At 71.8% G+C, this 17,144-nt stretch carries 15 protein-coding genes; 13 read left to right on the forward strand and 2 right to left on the reverse strand.

Annotated features, from left to right (window positions below):
* Positions 1–87: 87 nt before the first annotated feature.
* The 4 genes from MCHUDSM44219_RS28095 to katG all read left to right on the forward strand — a co-directional run bounded on the left by MCHUDSM44219_RS28095 (position 88) and on the right by katG (position 5,306).
* On the forward strand, positions 88–1,137 hold the full coding sequence (locus MCHUDSM44219_RS28095; protein WP_131722366.1) for a hypothetical protein: 1,050 nt from the start codon (positions 88–90) through the stop codon (positions 1,135–1,137).
* Between the two features lie 58 nt (positions 1,138–1,195).
* The gene (locus MCHUDSM44219_RS28100; RefSeq protein WP_048421571.1) at positions 1,196–2,500 is read left to right on the forward strand and encodes an acyltransferase family protein; all 1,305 of its coding nucleotides are present in this window, start codon (positions 1,196–1,198) and stop codon (positions 2,498–2,500) included.
* A gap of 88 nt (positions 2,501–2,588) precedes the next feature.
* Positions 2,589–3,026 (forward strand): Fur family transcriptional regulator, encoded by a 438-nt coding sequence (locus tag MCHUDSM44219_RS28105; RefSeq protein WP_048421572.1) that lies wholly within the window; start codon positions 2,589–2,591, stop codon positions 3,024–3,026.
* Positions 3,027–3,059: 33 nt separating this feature from the next.
* The gene (gene katG, locus MCHUDSM44219_RS28110; protein ID WP_048421573.1) at positions 3,060–5,306 is read left to right on the forward strand and encodes a catalase/peroxidase HPI; all 2,247 of its coding nucleotides are present in this window, start codon (positions 3,060–3,062) and stop codon (positions 5,304–5,306) included.
* 2 nt (positions 5,307–5,308) lie between these two features.
* Here katG and MCHUDSM44219_RS28115 read toward each other — a convergent pair whose 3' ends face one another.
* Complete coding sequence (locus tag MCHUDSM44219_RS28115; protein ID WP_201778184.1) at positions 5,309–6,061, reverse strand: STAS domain-containing protein; 753 nt, start codon at positions 6,059–6,061, stop codon at positions 5,309–5,311.
* A 167-nt stretch (positions 6,062–6,228) separates the two neighbouring features.
* Here MCHUDSM44219_RS28115 and MCHUDSM44219_RS28120 point away from each other — a divergent pair, with 167 nt between their 5' ends.
* The 3 genes from MCHUDSM44219_RS28120 to MCHUDSM44219_RS28130 all read left to right on the forward strand — a co-directional run bounded on the left by MCHUDSM44219_RS28120 (position 6,229) and on the right by MCHUDSM44219_RS28130 (position 9,692).
* Positions 6,229–7,368 (forward strand): glycosyltransferase, encoded by a 1,140-nt coding sequence (locus MCHUDSM44219_RS28120; RefSeq protein WP_053081425.1) that lies wholly within the window; start codon positions 6,229–6,231, stop codon positions 7,366–7,368.
* 138 nt (positions 7,369–7,506) lie between these two features.
* The gene (locus MCHUDSM44219_RS28125; protein ID WP_172506256.1) at positions 7,507–8,484 is read left to right on the forward strand and encodes a glycosyltransferase; all 978 of its coding nucleotides are present in this window, start codon (positions 7,507–7,509) and stop codon (positions 8,482–8,484) included.
* Positions 8,481–9,692 (forward strand): glycosyltransferase, encoded by a 1,212-nt coding sequence (locus MCHUDSM44219_RS28130; RefSeq protein ID WP_048421575.1) that lies wholly within the window; start codon positions 8,481–8,483, stop codon positions 9,690–9,692. Before MCHUDSM44219_RS28125 ends, MCHUDSM44219_RS28130 begins: the two co-directional genes overlap by 4 nt.
* Before the next feature lie 4 nt (positions 9,693–9,696).
* Here MCHUDSM44219_RS28130 and MCHUDSM44219_RS30565 read toward each other — a convergent pair whose 3' ends face one another.
* Positions 9,697–10,584, reverse strand: coding sequence for a glycosyltransferase family 2 protein (locus tag MCHUDSM44219_RS30565; protein WP_048421576.1), 888 nt, complete (start codon positions 10,582–10,584; stop codon positions 9,697–9,699).
* Here MCHUDSM44219_RS30565 and MCHUDSM44219_RS28140 point away from each other — a divergent pair.
* The 6 genes from MCHUDSM44219_RS28140 to MCHUDSM44219_RS28165 all read left to right on the forward strand — a co-directional run.
* Positions 10,583–11,590, forward strand: a complete 1,008-nt coding sequence (locus MCHUDSM44219_RS28140; protein ID WP_048421577.1) for an NAD-dependent epimerase/dehydratase family protein — start codon at positions 10,583–10,585, stop codon at positions 11,588–11,590. The two genes, MCHUDSM44219_RS30565 and MCHUDSM44219_RS28140, sit on opposite strands and share 2 nt — an antisense overlap.
* Before the next feature lie 15 nt (positions 11,591–11,605).
* Positions 11,606–13,264 (forward strand): carbamoyltransferase family protein, encoded by a 1,659-nt coding sequence (locus tag MCHUDSM44219_RS28145; protein WP_048421578.1) that lies wholly within the window; start codon positions 11,606–11,608, stop codon positions 13,262–13,264.
* Complete coding sequence (locus MCHUDSM44219_RS28150) at positions 13,261–14,751, forward strand: HAD-IIIA family hydrolase (RefSeq protein ID WP_048421579.1); 1,491 nt, start codon at positions 13,261–13,263, stop codon at positions 14,749–14,751. The genes MCHUDSM44219_RS28145 and MCHUDSM44219_RS28150 overlap by 4 nt, the downstream gene beginning before the upstream one ends.
* Complete coding sequence (locus MCHUDSM44219_RS28155) at positions 14,748–15,776, forward strand: glycosyltransferase family 9 protein (protein ID WP_048421580.1); 1,029 nt, start codon at positions 14,748–14,750, stop codon at positions 15,774–15,776. Before MCHUDSM44219_RS28150 ends, MCHUDSM44219_RS28155 begins: the two co-directional genes overlap by 4 nt.
* Positions 15,773–16,342, forward strand: coding sequence for a D-sedoheptulose-7-phosphate isomerase (locus MCHUDSM44219_RS28160; protein WP_048421581.1), 570 nt, complete (start codon positions 15,773–15,775; stop codon positions 16,340–16,342). The genes MCHUDSM44219_RS28155 and MCHUDSM44219_RS28160 overlap by 4 nt, the downstream gene beginning before the upstream one ends.
* On the forward strand, positions 16,339–17,144 hold an 806-nt coding region (locus tag MCHUDSM44219_RS28165; protein WP_048421582.1), incomplete at its 3' end, for a bifunctional heptose 7-phosphate kinase/heptose 1-phosphate adenyltransferase. The genes MCHUDSM44219_RS28160 and MCHUDSM44219_RS28165, both read left to right, overlap by 4 nt.

The following is a 17,144-nucleotide window of genomic DNA, read 5'->3' on the forward strand; positions in this document are numbered from 1 at the left end:
GAGTAACATCCGTCACAGACGCGCCGATAAAGGGCCAACACCGGCCGTCGTCTAGGGGTAGCTATGCGCGTGGTTATGGGTCTCTCGTTGACGGCGAAGAGTGCCGTCTGGGCGCTCGTCGACACCAAGGACGGCACCATCCTCGCCGATGAGGTGGTCACCCTGGACTCGGCGAACGAGATAGCCAGGGCGGCGGCCCGCAGCATCCAGACGTTCGCCCTGCAAAGCGAACGAGACATCGACGGTGTCCGGATGACGTGGAGCGAGGACGCCCGTGCGCACGGGATCAGGCTGCGCACCAAGCTGCGTCTGTTCGGCTTCGAGACCGTCGAGACCGTGTCCCAGGACGCGGCGCGGGAGGGGCGCAACCGCACCGCCCGCCACATCGCGCCGCACCTCGTCCTCGCCTACGGCGCTGCCCGGGCCGATCTGCACGGTGACGACCACCGCAACATGCTCGTCCGCCTCGTCTCGCGGGTGCCCGTCGCCATGGGCGCTGCCGCAGCGGCCGGCGTGGCCGTGGTCGCCGGTGTCGGCATCTACGCGCTGACCGGTGGCTTCTCCTCGACGACGCCCGTGACCGACGCCGCCGCACCGGCACCCGCACCCGCCGCGGCCCCACCGGTCGCGCCGCCGGCCCCGGCGGCTCCCGTGGCCGCACCCGTTGCCCAGTCCGTCGAGGCGGCCCCGCCGACAGCCGTCGAGGTGGCGACGGTCAGCCCCGAGGAGACGCCCGAAGCTTCGACGATGGCGAGCGTCGACACCGCCGTGCCGACCGCCAGCCTGCCGAGCGCCAGCCTGCCGACCGCCGGCCTGCCGAGTGCCACCGACTCGGGCGACACCCCGTCGAGCGCGGCCGTACCGCAGGTCGCCACCGTGCAGGACGTCCAAGAGGTCCCGGCCGCCACCGCCGCCGCGGCCGGCATCACCGCCGGCGAACCGCAGACCCTCTCGACCATGATCGGCGAACCCCACCTCACGGGCTCGCAACTGGCCGCCGGTCCGGTGCAGGCGGTCGTCGCCCCCGTGCCCGTGGCCGCCGGGACGACGCCGACCGCGACGGTGCCGACCGGGGCACCGACCCCGACCGAAGCGTCGAACGGGCCGCTGAGCGTCTTCCTGGGCGCACTGCCCTGAGCCCACCGGCGTAGTACTACTCATTCGCCGAGGCCCGTCGAGCGGGCATGCTGGCGCCATGACCACCACGACTCCCGATCGCGACCGGGCCGTCGACGTCGCGCGAATCGGCGCCCTCGTCGTCGTGATGTTCGGGCACTGCGCGCTGCTGCTCGCGACCGTCGACGAGCGCGGCGTGCACATCGGCAATCTGATCGGCGCGCTGCCCGCCATCGCGCCGGTCACCTGGCTCGCGCAGGTGATGCCGTTGTTCTTCCTGGCCGGCGGCGCGGCGGGCGCCTACGGGTACCGCGCGGCGACTCCGTGGGGCGCCTGGCTGTTCACCCGGGCGCAGCGGTTGTGCCGACCGGTGTTCGTCTACCTCGCCGCCTGGACGGCGGGCCTCATCGTGATCCGCGTGCTGCTCGGGGCGGAGTCGGCTGACCGGGTGGGGCGCGAGAGCGTGGCACTGCTGTGGTTCCTCGGGGTTTACCTCCTGGCGCTCGCCTTCGTGCCGGTGCTGACGCGGCTGAGGACCGGCCGCGCCGTGGGGACCGTGCTCGCCGGCCTGCTGGTCGCGGCCGCTCTCGCTGACGCAGCCCGCTTCGCGAGCGGCGATCCGCTGGCGGGCGTCTCCAACTTCCTGGCGGTCTGGTTGATCCCGGTGCTCTTCGGCGTGGCCTACGCCCGTCGGCTCCTCGACCTCCGCGTCGCCGCGGTGATCGGGGCCTGCGCCTTCGCCGCGCAGGTGCTGCTCGCCGCGGTCGGACCCTATGACGTCTCCCTGGTGGTGACCGGCGCCGAGCACGTCTCCAACGTGTCGCCGCCGACACTGCTGCTCGCGCTGCACTGCACGTGGATGTCGTGCGCGTTCGTGCTCGGCGCCCGGGGGCTGCAGCGCTGGGCGCGGCGACCGCGGGTGTGGCGCGTGGTGGCCGCGGGCAACGCCGGGGCGATGACGCTGTACCTCTGGCACATCCCGGCGATCGCGGTGGCGACGTTCGGCCTGAACGCCGTCGGTTTGGACGCCTACGACGTGCACGCCCCGAACTTCTGGACGCTGCTGGCCCTGCGCGGCGTCGTGTTCGCGGCCGTGATGAGTGTGTTCTTCGTGCTGCTCTCCCCGCTGGAGCACCGCCGGTTGCCGTGGTGGGACGCGCCCGTGCGGGCGCGCGGCGCGCGCGCCGCTGTCACCGGGGCACTGGTCTGCGCGGCCGGGGTGGCGCTCGTGCTCACCGCGAAATTCGGGCTCGCCGGATGGGGGTGGGTCGCGCTCGCGGCGTTCGTGGCGATGCTCGTCGGTGCGCGGGTCTGCGCGCCGGCCGGCGGCACGCCCTCCGGTGCCGCCCCGGAGCCACGATCAGTCGGCCTTCGGCAGCCGTGATCACGTGACGTGACGCTGTGACGGATTGTGGCCAACTGATTTTCGGAAAAACTTGATCCCATCCAGAAAAGGGACCAAGATCGAAGCGATGGCCGACGATCCTCAGTACGCGGACGCGCTCAAGTCAGTGGGGCTGCGGGTGACCCGCCCCCGGATGGCGGTGATGCACGCCGTCGAGCACCACCCGCACGCCGACACCGAGGTCATCATCAACGCCGCGCGGGACGAACAACCCGACATCTCCCGCCAGACCGTCTACGACGCCCTCAACGCGTTGACCGCGACCGGTCTGGTGCGGCGCATCCAGCCCGCCGGCCACCTGGCCCGCTACGAGTCCCGCGTCAACGACAACCACCACCACATCGTGTGCCGATCCTGCGGTGTGGTCGCCGACGTGGACTGCGCCGTGGGTGAGGCGCCCTGCCTGACCGCGTCGGACGATCTCGGGTTCGACGTCGACGAGGCCGAGGTCATCTTCTGGGGCCTGTGCCCCGACTGCACCCTGCAGACCCGATCACATCCGTGATCAGCTCGTCATCCACCACCGAAAGGGAATGTTGTGTCCTCTGATACGTCCGATGCCCGCCCGCCGCATTCAGACACCAAGACCCACAGCCACAGCGAGAGCGAGAACCCGGTCATCGACGCGCCGGAGCCCAAAGCCCATGCGCCGCTGACGAACAAGGACTGGTGGCCCGAGCAGGTCGACGTCTCGGTGCTGCACAAGCAGAACGCCAAGGGCAACCCGCTCGGCGAGGACTTCGACTACGCGACCGAGTTCGCCAAGCTCGACGTCGAGGCGTTCAAGCGCGACGTCATCGACGTCGTCACCACCTCGCAGGACTGGTGGCCCGCCGACTACGGCAGCTACGCCGGCCTGTTCATCCGGATGAGCTGGCACGCCGCCGGCACCTACCGCATCTACGACGGCCGCGGCGGCGCGGGACAGGGTTCCCAGCGGTTCGCCCCCCTCAACAGCTGGCCCGACAACGCCAACCTGGACAAGGCCCGCCGGCTGCTGTGGCCGATCAAGCGCAAGTACGGCAACAAGATCTCCTGGGCCGACCTGATCGCCTTCGCCGGCAACGCCGCGCTGGAGTCCGCCGGATTCCAGACTTTCGGCTTCGCATTCGGCCGCGAGGACATCTTCGAGCCCGAGGAGATGCTGTGGGGCCAGGAGGACACCTGGCTGGGCACCGACAAGCGGTACGGCGGAACCAACGACAGCGACCGCAAGCTGGCCGAGCCGTTCGGTGCCACCACCATGGGCCTGATCTACGTGAATCCCGAAGGGCCGGAAGGCAAGCCGGATCCGCTGGCGGCGGCACACGACATCCGCGAGACGTTCGGCCGGATGGCGATGAACGACGAGGAGACCGCCGCGCTGATCGTCGGCGGTCACACGCTGGGCAAGACCCACGGCGCCGGACCGGACGAGGGGATGGGACCCGAGCCCGAGGGCGCTCCGATCGAGGATCAGGGCCTGGGCTGGAAGTGCCCGTTCGGCTCCGGTAAGGGCCCCGACACCATCACCAGCGGTCTGGAGGTGGTGTGGACCACCACGCCGACGACGTGGAGCAACGCCTACCTCGAGTTGCTGTACGGCTACGAGTGGGAGCTGACCAAGAGTCCGGCCGGCGCCTGGCAGTTCGAGGCCAAGGACGCCGAGGCGATCATCCCCGATCCGTTCGGCGGACCGCCGCGCAAGCCCACGATGCTGGTCACCGACGTCTCGATGCGCGTCGACCCGATCTACGGCCAGATCACCCGGCGCTGGCTCGACCATCCCGAGGAGATGAACGAGGCCTTCGCCAAGGCCTGGTACAAGCTGATGCACCGTGACATGGGGCCCGTCAGCCGGTACCTCGGACCGTGGGTCGCCGAGCCGCAGGTCTGGCAGGACCCGGTTCCGGCCGTCGACCACGAGCTGGTCGACGAGGCCGACGTCGCGTCGCTGAAGAGCACGATCCTGTCCTCGGGGCTGTCAGTGCCCCAGCTGGTCAAGACGGCATGGGCGGCGGCCGCCAGCTTCCGCGGTACCGACAAGCGCGGCGGCGCCAACGGGGCACGGCTGCGCCTGGAGCCCCAGCGCAGCTGGGAGGTCAACGAGCCGTCCGAGCTGGACAGGGTGCTGCCTGTACTGGAGAAGGTCCAGCAGGACTTCAACGCCTCGGCGTCGGGCGGCAAGAAGATCTCGCTGGCCGACGTGATCGTGCTGGCGGGTTCCGCGGCGGTCGAGAAGGCCGCCAAGGATGCGGGTTACGAGATCGACGTGCACTTCGCCCCCGGACGCACCGACGCGTCGCAGGAGGACACCGACGTCGAATCGTTCGCGGTGCTCGAGACCAAGGCCGACGGGTTCCGCAACTACGCGCGTCCCGGGGACAAGACGCCGCAGGAGCAGCTGCTGGTGGACAAGGCGTACTTCCTGGACCTGACCGCACCGGAGATGACCGCCCTCGTCGGCGGCCTGCGGGTCATCGGTGCCAACCACGGCGGCAGCAAGCACGGCGTCTTCACCCAGACGCCGGGCGCGCTGACCAACGACTTCTTCACCAATCTGCTCGACATGAGCACGCAGTGGAAGCCGTCGCAGGCGACCGAGAACGTCTACGAGGGATTCGACCGGGCGACCGGTGACCTGAAGTGGACGGCCACGGCGAACGACCTGGTGTTCGGTTCGAACTCCGTGCTGCGCGCCATCGCCGAGGTGTACGCGCAGGACGACAGCCGGGGCAAGTTCGTCGAGGACTTCGTCGCAGCCTGGGTCAAGGTGATGAACAACGACCGGTTCGACCTGCGCTGAGGTCAGAGGCGGTTCTCAGGACCGAGTAACGCCCACACCGTCTTCCCCCCCGCCGTGGGGCTGCAGCCCCAGGCACGGCTGACCGCCGTGACCACGGCGAGGCCGGAGACGGTGTGGGCGCCGGTCTTCGGCGCCTCCTGACGTACCGCCGGCCGGGGATCGGAGTCACTGACCGCGACGGTCACGACGTCGTCGACGGTCTCCACGAGCACCACCGGCCTGCTCAGGGTGTGCGTGAGCACGTTCTCGACGAACACCGTCACCACCGTCGACGCGGTGAGGACCATGTCCGAGAGCGCCCAGGCCGTGAGGCAGTCGGCGGTGAATTGGCGCGCGGCGCGCATGCTCGACGGCGTCGCGTCGAACTGGGTCTGGGCGCGCCGGCGGCGTCGGTGATCGTCGCCGACCGCGGCGACCGCGGCCGCCCGGTCACCGAGGACGGGCACATACCGCGTGACCCCGCTGCGCCGGATCCGCGCGCGCCCGACTTCGCTGTCGCAGACGAGCAGAACGGGAACGGCGGGCCAGGTCAGGACATGCCAGCGCGCGCTGGTGAACGCGGTCCACGCGCTCACCGCGGGCGCGTCGAGCCGGCTGACGTCGACGATGACCGCCGTCAGCCCCGTCACCGCGGCCTCGATCACGCTGTCGCGTATCCGGCGGTAGGTCCGGCTGTCCAACGTGCCGGTGATCGCCATGACCGTGACACCCGACGTTCGGCCCGCCGAGATCACCAGGTCATGGTGGTCAGTCATCCGGGGATTTCCGGCGCAGGCACATTTCCAGGGCAGTACCCCGATCCCGCGGAGGCATTCCCCGATCGACCGATCCCGTCGTCCACGGCGCGAATAGTCCGGTCCGCTGAGCGAAGTGCTCGCGGTCGTTGCGTTTGGCGCCTACTGCGGCGGGACTCTCCACACTCATGAGGCTGGCGATAGTGGGCGATCTGCCCGGCCGCGTCCCGATGGCCCCGGGCACCTACGACCTGGCGAGCCTGGCGGCAGCGCTGACACGGCGGGGGCACGACGTGCGCGTGCTCACCGCCTCGCGGGTCGATGCCGGCGTGGCGAGCGGCGGCTACCGTGTGCTTCCCCTTCCGGGGGAATCGGCGGACGACAGAAGCGCCGAGGATCTGATGCCGATGATCGGCGACATCGGCCGGTTCCTGATCGACGACTGGAGCGGGGACCCGCCCGACGCCGTGCACTGCCACGGCTGGGCGTACGGCATGGCCGCGCAGCTGGCCGCCAAGCAGCGACCGGTGCCGATCGTGCAGGCCTTCCATCACCTCGGGGACGCGCGGGCGACGCACAGCACCGGCGTCAAGCTGGAGACGCTGCTGGCGCGCAACGCCACCCTGGTGACCACGGCGTGCAACGACGAGATGCACGAGGTCATCCGGAGGGGATGCCCCCGCGCCCGGGTGAGCGTGGTGCCCTCCGGCGTCGACGTCGACGCCCACAGCGTGGACGGCGACGTCGCACCACGCGGTCCAGAGCGCCATCGCATTGTCGGCCTCGCACAGGACTTTTCACCCGCGCAGGGCCTTCATCAGCTACTTGGGAACCTGCCGTCGCTGCCGGCCGCCGACCTGGTGCTCATCGGCGACGGCGGTACCGACCACGACAACCGGCGGGTGCGCGTCATCGCGGAACGTCTCGGGGTGAGCGGTCGCGTGCAGACCGTCACCACGACCGACGACCGTGAGATCGCCTCCTGGTTGCGGTCCGCCGACGTCGCGGTCTGCCCGGCGCCGTACGACCCGGACACGCGAACGGTGTTGCGGGCGATGGCCTGTGGTGCCGCGGTGATCGCCACCGAGACCGGTGGACCGCGGGACGCGGTCATCTCCGAGGTGACGGGGTTGCTGATACCCGCGGACAACACGGTCGCGCTGAGCCGCTCAGTGCGCTCGATGCTGGCGCACAACGTGCTGCGGCAGGGGATGGGGCTAGCCGGGCGCGCCCGCGCGCGCTCGCGCTACTCGTGGGACCGTGTCGCCACCGATGCCGAGGTGGTGTACGACGCGGCGGCGCGGCGTGCCACCACGGTCACGGCCTGAGCGCGGGCACCGACACCCCGGCGCGGGCGGTGCTGCGCCAATTCCCCTGTTGGCGTGCCGTTTTCGTTGCTCACGACGGTCGCAACTTTTCCCGACGTTTCTTGTTTGGTGAATTCTCTTAAGGGTATTTCGCGCCTCATGCCGTCGCTTCTGGTACCTCGCAACGTGCTGATCTGGCACGTGCACGGTTCGTGGACGGAGTCGTTCGTGGCGGGTAGGCACCGCTATCTGATCCCGGTCGACGCCGACCGCGGCGCCGACGGGCGCGGGCTGGCCGGTCGAACATGGCCGCAGGCCAGCGAGATTCGTGTCGAGAACCTGGCCGACGCCGACATCGACCTGGTGGTGCTGCAGCGGCCCGCCGACCTCGAACTCGCCACCCGGCTTCTCGGCCGCAGGCCCGGCGCCGACGTCCCCGCGGTGTACGTCGAGCACAATGCGCCGCGGCCGTACGCCGTCGACAGCATGCATCCCCTGGCCGAGCGTTCGGACATCCCCCTGGTACACGTCACCGAGTTCAACGAGCTGATGTGGGACAACGGATCCGCGCCGACCCGGGTCATCGGCCACGGGGTGGCCGACCGGGGCAGCCTGTACACCGGAGAGATCGCGGCCGCGGCGGCGATGATGAACGAGCCGGTGCGGCGCTGGCGCACGGTCGGAGCCGACCTGCTGGCGCCGTTGAGCCGGTACGCGCCGATCGACGTGTGGGGCATGGGCACCGAGGGCCTCCACGACGACCCCCGCTGCGCCGGTGCGGTTTCCGGCCGGGGTGACATCTCGGGTTCGGCGGTGCTCGACGAGGTGGCGCGCCGCAGGGTGTATCTGCACACCGCCCGGTGGACGTCGCTGGGACTGTCGCTGCTGGAGGCGATGTGCGCGGGCATGCCCGTGGTGGCTGTCGCCTCGACGATGGCCCCGCTCGCGGTGCCACCCGAAGCGGGTGTGGTCAGTGCCGATCGATCGGTGCTCGGCGACGCGCTCGCACGCTTCGTCTCCGACCCCGCCGCCGCGGAAGTCGCGGGGAAAGCGGCACGCGAACACGCCCTGGCCCACTTCGGCCTCGATCGCTTCCACGCCGATTGGGACCGCCTGATCGAGGAGGTGTGCGAATGAGCGCGCAGAAGTCACGACGCAGGATCGCGATGGTATCCGAACACGCCAGCCCCCTGGCGTTGCTCGGCGGCGTCGACGCAGGCGGTCAGAACGTGGCGGTCGCGGAGTTGTCGGCCGCATTGGCGGCACAGGGACACGAGGTCGTGGTGTACACCCGGCGCGACGACACCGACCTGCTCGACCGCGTCGACACCGAACACGGATACACGGTGGTGCACGTGCCGGCGGGACCGCCGAGAAAGCTCCCCAAAGACGATCTGCTGCAATACATGCCGGCATTCGGGGACTTCCTGGCCGAGCAGTGGGAGCAATGGCGGCCCGACGTGGCGCACGCGCACTTCTGGATGTCGGGACTGGCCACTCTGCGGGCCGCCCGCCGCCGCGGCGTCCCGGTGGTGCAGACCTTCCATGCGCTCGGCGTGGTCAAGCGGCGGCATCAGGGCCGCGACGACACCAGTCCCGACGAGCGCATCCGGTTGGAGACCGAACTGGCGCGCAAGGTCGACTGGGTCGCGGCCACCTGCACCGACGAGGTCGCCGAACTGCGGCGGATGGGGCGCGACCAGTCCGCGATGTCCGTGGTGCCGTGCGGGGTGAACCCGACCGAGTTCTGCCACATCGGGCCCGCCGCGACCCGCGGAAAGCCGCAGCGCATCGTCTCGGTCGGCCGGTTGGTGCCGCGCAAGGGATTCGAGACGGTCATCCGCGCGATGCCGCAGCTGCCCACTGCCGAGCTCGTGATCGTCGGGGGCCCGGACAAATCCGAGCTGGACTCCGACGCCGAGGCTCAGCGCCTCAATGCCGTCGCCGGCCAGTGCGGGGTGGCCGATCGAGTGCACCTGTACGGGGCGATCGCGCGCGACGAGATGCCGATGCTGCTGCGATCCGCCGACGTCGTCGCGGCCACCCCGTGGTACGAGCCGTTCGGCATCGTCCCCCTCGAGGCGATGGCGTGCGGGGTACCGGTCGTCGCGTCGGCGGTGGGCGGCATGCTCGACACGGTCGTCGACGAGGGGACGGGGCGCCTCGTGCCACCGCGCGACCCGCGGCGCTGCGCCGACGCGATCACCCCGATCCTGGCCGACCGAAACCTGCGCGCCGCACTCGGCCGCGCGGGCCGCGCGCGGGTCCAGCAGCGCTACTCGTGGCAGCGCGTTGCCGAGGAGACGGCAGCGGTCTACGACCGCATGGCGGGGTCGGTGTCGTGACCGCTCAGGCGTTTTCGAGCACGCGCAGGCACCGCTCGGTGTCGGCCGGCAGCCGGTGGCGGGCGGCGATCACCGCCGGCAGCGCGCGCAGCGCCTCGCCCAGCGCGGCCGTGTGGTCACGGTCGCCCGCGGCGGCCCGCACGAACGTCGCGCCGGCGCGCACGCAGTGCCACAGCGGCCGCCGCAGCCAGGTGGTCAGCACCGCGTTGCGCATCGTCCGAGCATCCTGCGCGGCCGTGGTGCCCCGGGTGGCCGACGGCTGGTGGAACGCCGTGAGCCGTTCGCAGAAGCACAGGTCCCAGCCGTGGGCAGCCAGGTCCCAGGCCAGCAGGGTCTCCTCGCCGCGGAAGTGGATGATCGGCGAGAACCCGCCGACCGCTTCGAACGCCGACGCCCGCACGATAGAGGAGCACGCCAGGAATCCCAGGACGGACGGTCCCGGCAGCGCCGGGTCGTGTCCCAGCGGGCTGGTCGCCAGGTCGGCCACGATGGGGTCCTCCCGCTCGCCCGGCATCACCAGCGTGCGCGCGGCGAGCACCGCCAGCGTGGGGTACGCGTCGAACAGCGTTTCGGCGAGCCCGATCGATTCCGGGTCCCACCAGGAATCGTCGTCGCAGAACGCGACGTACGGCGTCGACGCCTCGGCCACCCCGACATTGCGGCCGACCGCACCGAGGTTCTCGTCGAGCTCGATCACCGTCAACCGGCCTGCCGAGCCGGCGGCGATGCGTCGCGCCATGGCCACCGAGTCGTCCTCGGAGGCGTTGTCCACCAGAATGATCGGAGAGTTCGTCGTGTCGAGCAGCAGACGCAGCACCGTGGCCAACTCGGCGGAGCGGTTCCGGCTGGCGATGACGAACGACGTGCGGGCCCCTCGCGGCTCTGAAGTCATGGCCGATGGTGCTACCCGGAGCGGCCCGGCCGAAACGCGGTTCGGCCGGGTCCTGGTCACCGGCGGTGAGGGCTTCCTCGGCCGGCACCTGTGCGCCACGCTGGCCGCCGCCGGAAGGCAGGTGGTGTGTGTGGACAATCTGTCCACCAGCGCCCCGCGGTTCGCCGACCTGCCGTCCGGTGTTCAGTTCGTGCAGCACGACATCACCGCGGCACTGCCGCAGCCGTGGGCCGACACGGACTTCGACGCGATCTTCCATCTGGCCTCGCCGGCGTCGCCGCCCGACTACCTGCGGCTGCCACTGCAGACGCTGCGCACCGGCGCGCTGGGCACCACGACCGTGCTCGACCTGGCCGACCGCTGCGGGGCGCGACTGGTGCTGGCGTCGACCAGCGAGGTGTACGGCGACCCTCTGCAGCATCCGCAACGCGAAAGCTACTGGGGCAACGTCAACCCCATCGGTCCGCGCAGCGTCTACGACGAGGCGAAACGGTACGCCGAGGCGCTCGCGTTCGCCTATCACCGCGACCACGGCACCGACATCGGCGTGGCGCGGATCTTCAACACCTACGGGCCCGGGATGCGCCCCGACGACGGGCGGGCCGTGCCCACCTTCTGCCAGCAGGCGTTGAGCGGGTCGCCACTGACCGTGGCCGGTGACGGCACCCAGACCCGCTCGCTGTGCTACGTCGACGACACCGTCGCCGGACTGATCGCGCTGGCGGCACACCCGGTGACCGGACCGGTCAACATCGGCAATCCCGTCGAACTGCCGGTGCGCGAGATCGCAGAGATCATCCGCGATCTGGCCGGCGCGGACGTGCCGATCGAGCACCGTCCTGCCGTCACCGACGACCCACGGCGGCGATGCCCCGACATCACCGAGGCCCGCGAACTGCTCGGCTGGGAGCCGGCCGTCAGCTACCTCGACGGGCTCGCCGCGACCGTCGACTGGTTCCGCGACGTGCTCGCGGCCGCCGACGTCCCGACCGCCCAGGCCACCTGAACGAAGGAGGAAACGATGCGAATCCTCGGTATCAACGCGGTCTTTCACGACCCTGCCGCCGCCCTGGTGGTCGACGGCAGAATCGTCGCCGCCGCCGAAGAGGAACGGTTCTCCCGCCGCAAGCACGGCAAGCAGGCGGTGCCGTTCTCCACGTGGGAACTGCCCGTCGCCGCAGCGAAGTGGTGCCTCGCGGAGGCCGGTATCGACCCCGGCGACCTCGACGCCGTCGGCTACTCCTACGACCCGGCGCTGATGGCCGACGACTCCGGGCAGACCGAGGGTCTGGACCGCGACTGGGAGTACCTGCGAACCCTCTACGCGCAGCGGGCGCCCCGCTTCCTGGCCACGGCGCTGCCGGGCCTGGACCCGGCGGTGGTGCGGCACGTCCGCCACCACGTCGCCCATGCCGCCTCCACCGCACTGGCGTCGCCGTACCCCGACAGTGCCGTGCTCGTCGTCGACGGCCGCGGCGAGCGCACCTCGATGCTCGCCGGGGTGTACCGCGACCACAAGCTCGATGTGCTCGCCACCCAGGAGCTTCCACACTCGCTCGGGCTGCTCTACGAAAGCCTCACCGAACACCTGGGTTTCACTCGGTCCAGCGACGAGTACAAGGTCATGGCGATGGGCTCCTACGGCGAGCCTCGATTCATCGAGGCGATGCGCGAGCGCGTCTACGCCTGCCCGGACGGCGGCTTCCGCACCGAGCCCATCACCTGGACGGATTTCGCGCCCGTGCGCGTCGCCGCCACGGGCGAGCACGCCACGGCGCTGGCCCGGCCCGAACCGGTGCACGCCGACCTGGCGTGCAGTGTGCAGCAGGTCGTCGAAGAGGTACTGCTCGACCTGGTGTCCTGGCTGCGCGAGCGGGTGGACACCGACAGCCTGTGCCTGGCCGGCGGAGTCGCCCTCAATTGCGTTGCGAACACCCGCATTCACGCCGAAAGCGGCTTCGACCACATCTGGGTGCAGCCGGCCGCGGGCGATTCGGGAACCGCGCTGGGGGCCGCGCTGGCCGTCGCGGCCGACGAAGGGGAGCCGATCACCCCGATGAGCTCGGCGCAGCTGGGGCGGGGGTGGAGCGACGCCGACATCCAGGCCGTCCTCGAGCGCGCCGCGGTGCGCTACGAGCGTCCCGACGACCTGGCGCAGACCGTCGGTGAGCTGCTGGCCGACAACCAGCTGGTGGGCTGGTTCCAGGGCCGTGCGGAATTCGGCCCCAGGGCACTGGGCGGCCGCTCCCTGCTGGCGGACCCGCGGCGGCTGGAGAACCTCGAACGCCTCAACGTCGTCAAGGGCCGCGAGCAGTTCCGCCCGGTCGCGCCCATGGTGCTGGCCGAGCGCGCCGCGGAGATCTTCGGCCGCGGACCGCTCCCGAGCCCGTACATGCTGTTCGTGCACGACGTCGCCGAGGCGTGGCGCGAGCGCATCCCCGCGGTCACCCACGTCGACGGCACCGCACGCGTGCAGACCGTCGACGACAGCCTTCCGCTGCTGCACGCGACCATCGAGCACTTCGCCCGGCGGACCGGCGTGCCCGTGCTGGTCAACACCAGCTTCAACACGGCGGGCCGGCCGATGGTCGACAGCCCCGTCGACGCACTGGAGTGCTTCGGGAGCGCGCCGATCGACGTTCTCGTGCTGGGCCCCTTTCTGATCCGGCGGCCGCGATGACGCTCGACGTCACCGTCGTGGTCCCGACCATCGGCCGGGACTCCCTGCAGCGGTTGATCACCGCGCTGGACCGGGGCGAGGGACCGCGGCCCGCCCAGGTGATCGTCGTCGACGACCGCCCCGCGCCACAGACCCTCGAGCTGCGCGGCGATCTGACGGTCAAGGTGCTCGAGAGCGGCGGCCGCGGACCCGCGGCCGCCCGCAACGTCGGCTGGCGAGCCGCCGACACCCGGTGGGTGTGCTTCCTCGACGACGACGTCATGCCCACGCCGACATGGCTTTCCGCGCTGGAGGCCGATCTCGCGGCCGCCGACGCTGCCGGTGCGGCGGGAACGCAGGGTCGTCTGGAGGTGCCCCGCGAGACCACCGGCAGGCCCACCGACGACGAGCAGCGCACGCTGCGGCTGGCCACCGCCCAGTGGATCACCGCCGACATGGCCTACCGGCGTGACGTGCTCGTCGAGGTCGGCGGCTTCGACGCACGCTTCCCGCGCGCCTACCGCGAGGACTCCGACATCGCCCTGCGTATCACATCCGCGGGCCACCGCATCGTTGTCGGCGACCGGCGCTGCGAGCACCCCGTCGCGCCGGCGACCTGGCGGACGTCGCTGCGGGTGCAGGCCGGCAACCGCGACAACGCGCTGATGCGGCGCAAGTTCGGCCCCCGCTGGCGAGCACGCATCGGCGAGGGCAACGGACGGCTGCCCGCGCACACCGCCACCACCGCGGCGGCGGCCGGGGCGCTGCTCGCGCTCGCCGCGCGCCGGCCCCGGGCGGCGTCGGTCGCCGGGCTGGCCTGGACGGCGCTGGCCGCCGATTTCACGCTCCGGCGCTACCGCGGGGGATCCCGCACCGCCGCCGAGCTCAGCCGGATCATGCTGAGCAGCATCATGATTCCACCGCTGGCGGTCGGGCACCGGCTGATCGGGGAGTGGCAGCACCGCGCCGCAGGCGCGGAACCGCCGCTGGCGGTGCTGCTGGACCGCGACGACACCCTGATCCAGGACGGCCCCTACCTGAACGATCCGCGCGGCGTGGTGTCGATGCCCGGAGCCCGGCGCGCACTGGACCGGTTGCGGGACCGGGGGCTGCTGCTGGCCATCGTCACCAACCAGTCGGGCGTGGCGCGCGGGCTGATCAGCCCGGAGCAGCTGGGTGCGGTGAACGCCGAGGTGGCGGGTCAGCTCGGGCCGTTCCACAGCTGGCAGGTGTGCCTGCACGGGGAGGACGACGGCTGCGCCTGCCGCAAACCCGCGCCGGGCATGGTGGTGGCCGCGGCCGCCGCCCTCGGGGTTCCGCCGCAACGGTGCGTGCTGATCGGTGACACCGGTGGCGACGTGCAGGCCGCCCTGAACGCGGGGGCGCGGGCCATCCTGGTGCCCACCGACCGCACCCGCGTCGAGGAGATCTCCGCGGCCCGTTCGCACCCGCGCGCCGCCGTCGCACCCACGCTGACCGCCGCCGTCGACATGGTGCTGCGCGCATGAGCACCGCACTGGTCGCCCGCCTCGACAGCGCCGGCGACGTCCTCATCACCGGGCCGGCCATCCGGGCCGTGGCCCAGCGGCACGACCGGGTCGTGATGCTCGCCGGCCCCCGCGGCCGGGCCGCCGCCGAGCTGCTGCCCGGCGTCGACGAGATCATCGAATGGCAGGCGCCCTGGGTCGATTTCGACTCTCCGGAACTCACCGCGGCCCACGCCGACGACCTGATCAAGCGCCTGCGCGACACCGCGCCGGATCGCGCCTACATCTTCACCTCGTTCCACCAGTCACCGCTGCCGCTGGCGCTGCTGTGCCGGATGTCCGACATCGGCTGGGTCGGCGCGATCAGCGTCGACTACCCGGGCAGCCTGCTCGACCTGCGCCACCAGGTGCCCGACGGGGTACCGGAGCCGCTGCGGGCGCTGTCGCTGGCCCAGGCGGCGGGGTGCAGGCTGCCCGATGGGGACACCGGGGCGCTGCGGGTCACCGGCGTCGGGTCGATCGCGGCGCAGACGAGGCAGCGGATCGGGTCGGACGACTTCGTCGTCTTCCACCCCGGAGCGGCCGTGCCGGCCCGCCGGCCCGGCGCCGAGCGCGCCCGCGCGATGGTCGCCGCCCTGACCGCCGCCGGGCACCGCGTGGTGGTCACCGGCGGACCCGACGAACGCGATCTGACCGCCGAGGTGGCCGCCGGGCGCGCGGTCGACCTGGGCGGGCTCACCACGTTCACCGAGCTGGCCGCGGTGCTCGCCGCCGCCCGGGTGGTGGTCGCGCCCAACACCGGCACCGCACACCTGGCGGCCGCGGTGGGCACGCCGATCGTGTCGCTGTTCGCCCCGGTGGTGCCCGCCTCGCAGTGGGCGCCCTACGGCGTGCCGGTCACCGTCCTCGGCGACCAGCAGGCGCCGTGCCGGGCGACCCGGGCGCGGACCTGCCCGCTGGACCGCCACACGTGCCTCGACGACATCACCGACAGCGCGCTGCTGGAGGCAGTGCACGACACAGCGCACCGAGGAGGATCCCGATGATCGCAACGCATTTCGACGACCTGATCGGCGCCGTACGTCGCACCAGCGGTCACATCGACCAGGTGCATGCCTGGGGCCTGCACCTGGCCGACGTGCTGACCGGCGACGGCCGGCTGCTGGCCTGCGGCAACGGCGGAAGTGCCGCCGAAGCCCAGCATCTGACCGCGGAACTGGTCGGCCGCTTCAAGGACGAGCGACGACCGCTGTCGGCCATCGCGCTGCACGCCGACACCTCCGCGTTGACCGCGATCGTCAACGACTACGGCGGCGACGAGATCTTCGCCCGCGGCGTCCGGGCGCACGGCCGCCCCGGCGACGTCCTGGTGGCCCTGTCGACGAGCGGGACCAGCCACAACGTGCTGACCGCGGTCAAGGCCGCCCACGAGATCGGCATGACCACCTGGGCGCTGACCGGGCCCGCGCCCAATCCGCTGGCCGCCACATGCGCGGAGGCCATCTGTGTGGAGGCACCGTCGACCGCGACCGTGCAGGAGGTGCACCTGCTCCTCGTCCACGCGCTGTGCATGGCGGTCGACGAGCGCATCCTCGGGCCGGTGCGCTCATGACCAGCACCCCGCTGGTCGTTGTCGGCGACGCGTTGCTGGACATCGACATCGACGGCAGCGCAACACGACTCAGCCCGGAAGCGCCCGTGCCGGTGGTCGACGTCGAACGGGGATGGCACCGGCCCGGCGGCGCCGGTCTGGCCGCGGTGCTGGCCGCCCGCACCCACGACGACGTCGTGCTGATCACCGGCATCGCCGACGACGCGGCAGGCAGGCAACTCGCCGAGCTGCTGGCCTCCTCGGGCGTGCGGGTGGTCGCGCTGCCGATGCGCGGCTCCACGGTCAGCAAGACCCGGGTGCGTGCGGGCGGGCAGTCCGTGTTGCGCATCGACCGCGGGGACGCGGCACCGGTGCCGGGCCCGCTGCCGCAGGCGGCCGCCGAGGTGCTGGCGCGCGCCGGCGCGATCTGCGTGGCGGACTACGGCAGGGGAGTGGCGGCGCTTCCGGCGCTGCGGGACGCACTGCGCACCGCCGCCGCGCACACCCCGGTGGTGTGGGACCCGCACCCGCGCGGTGCCGAACCCGTCGCCGGCTGCCGCCTGGTGACGCCGAACGAGACTGAGGCGCACCACTTCTGCGGAGGCAACCGGGTCACCGGTGAGCTGCTGCGGGAGCGGTGGGACGCCGACGCGGTCTGCGTGACGCTGGGTGCCCGCGGGGCGCGGGTGTACGGCGCCGACGGCACCCGAACCCACGTCGGCACCCCGGCGTTGGCCGCCGGATCCGTGCGTGAGGACACCTGCGGCGCCGGCGACCGGTTCGCCGTCGCCGTCACCGCCGCGCTCGCCGAGGGCGCGGACAC

The organism is Mycolicibacterium chubuense, assembly GCF_001044255.1.
In the GTDB taxonomy this organism is placed as follows: Bacteria; Actinomycetota; Actinomycetes; order Mycobacteriales; family Mycobacteriaceae; genus Mycobacterium; species Mycobacterium chubuense.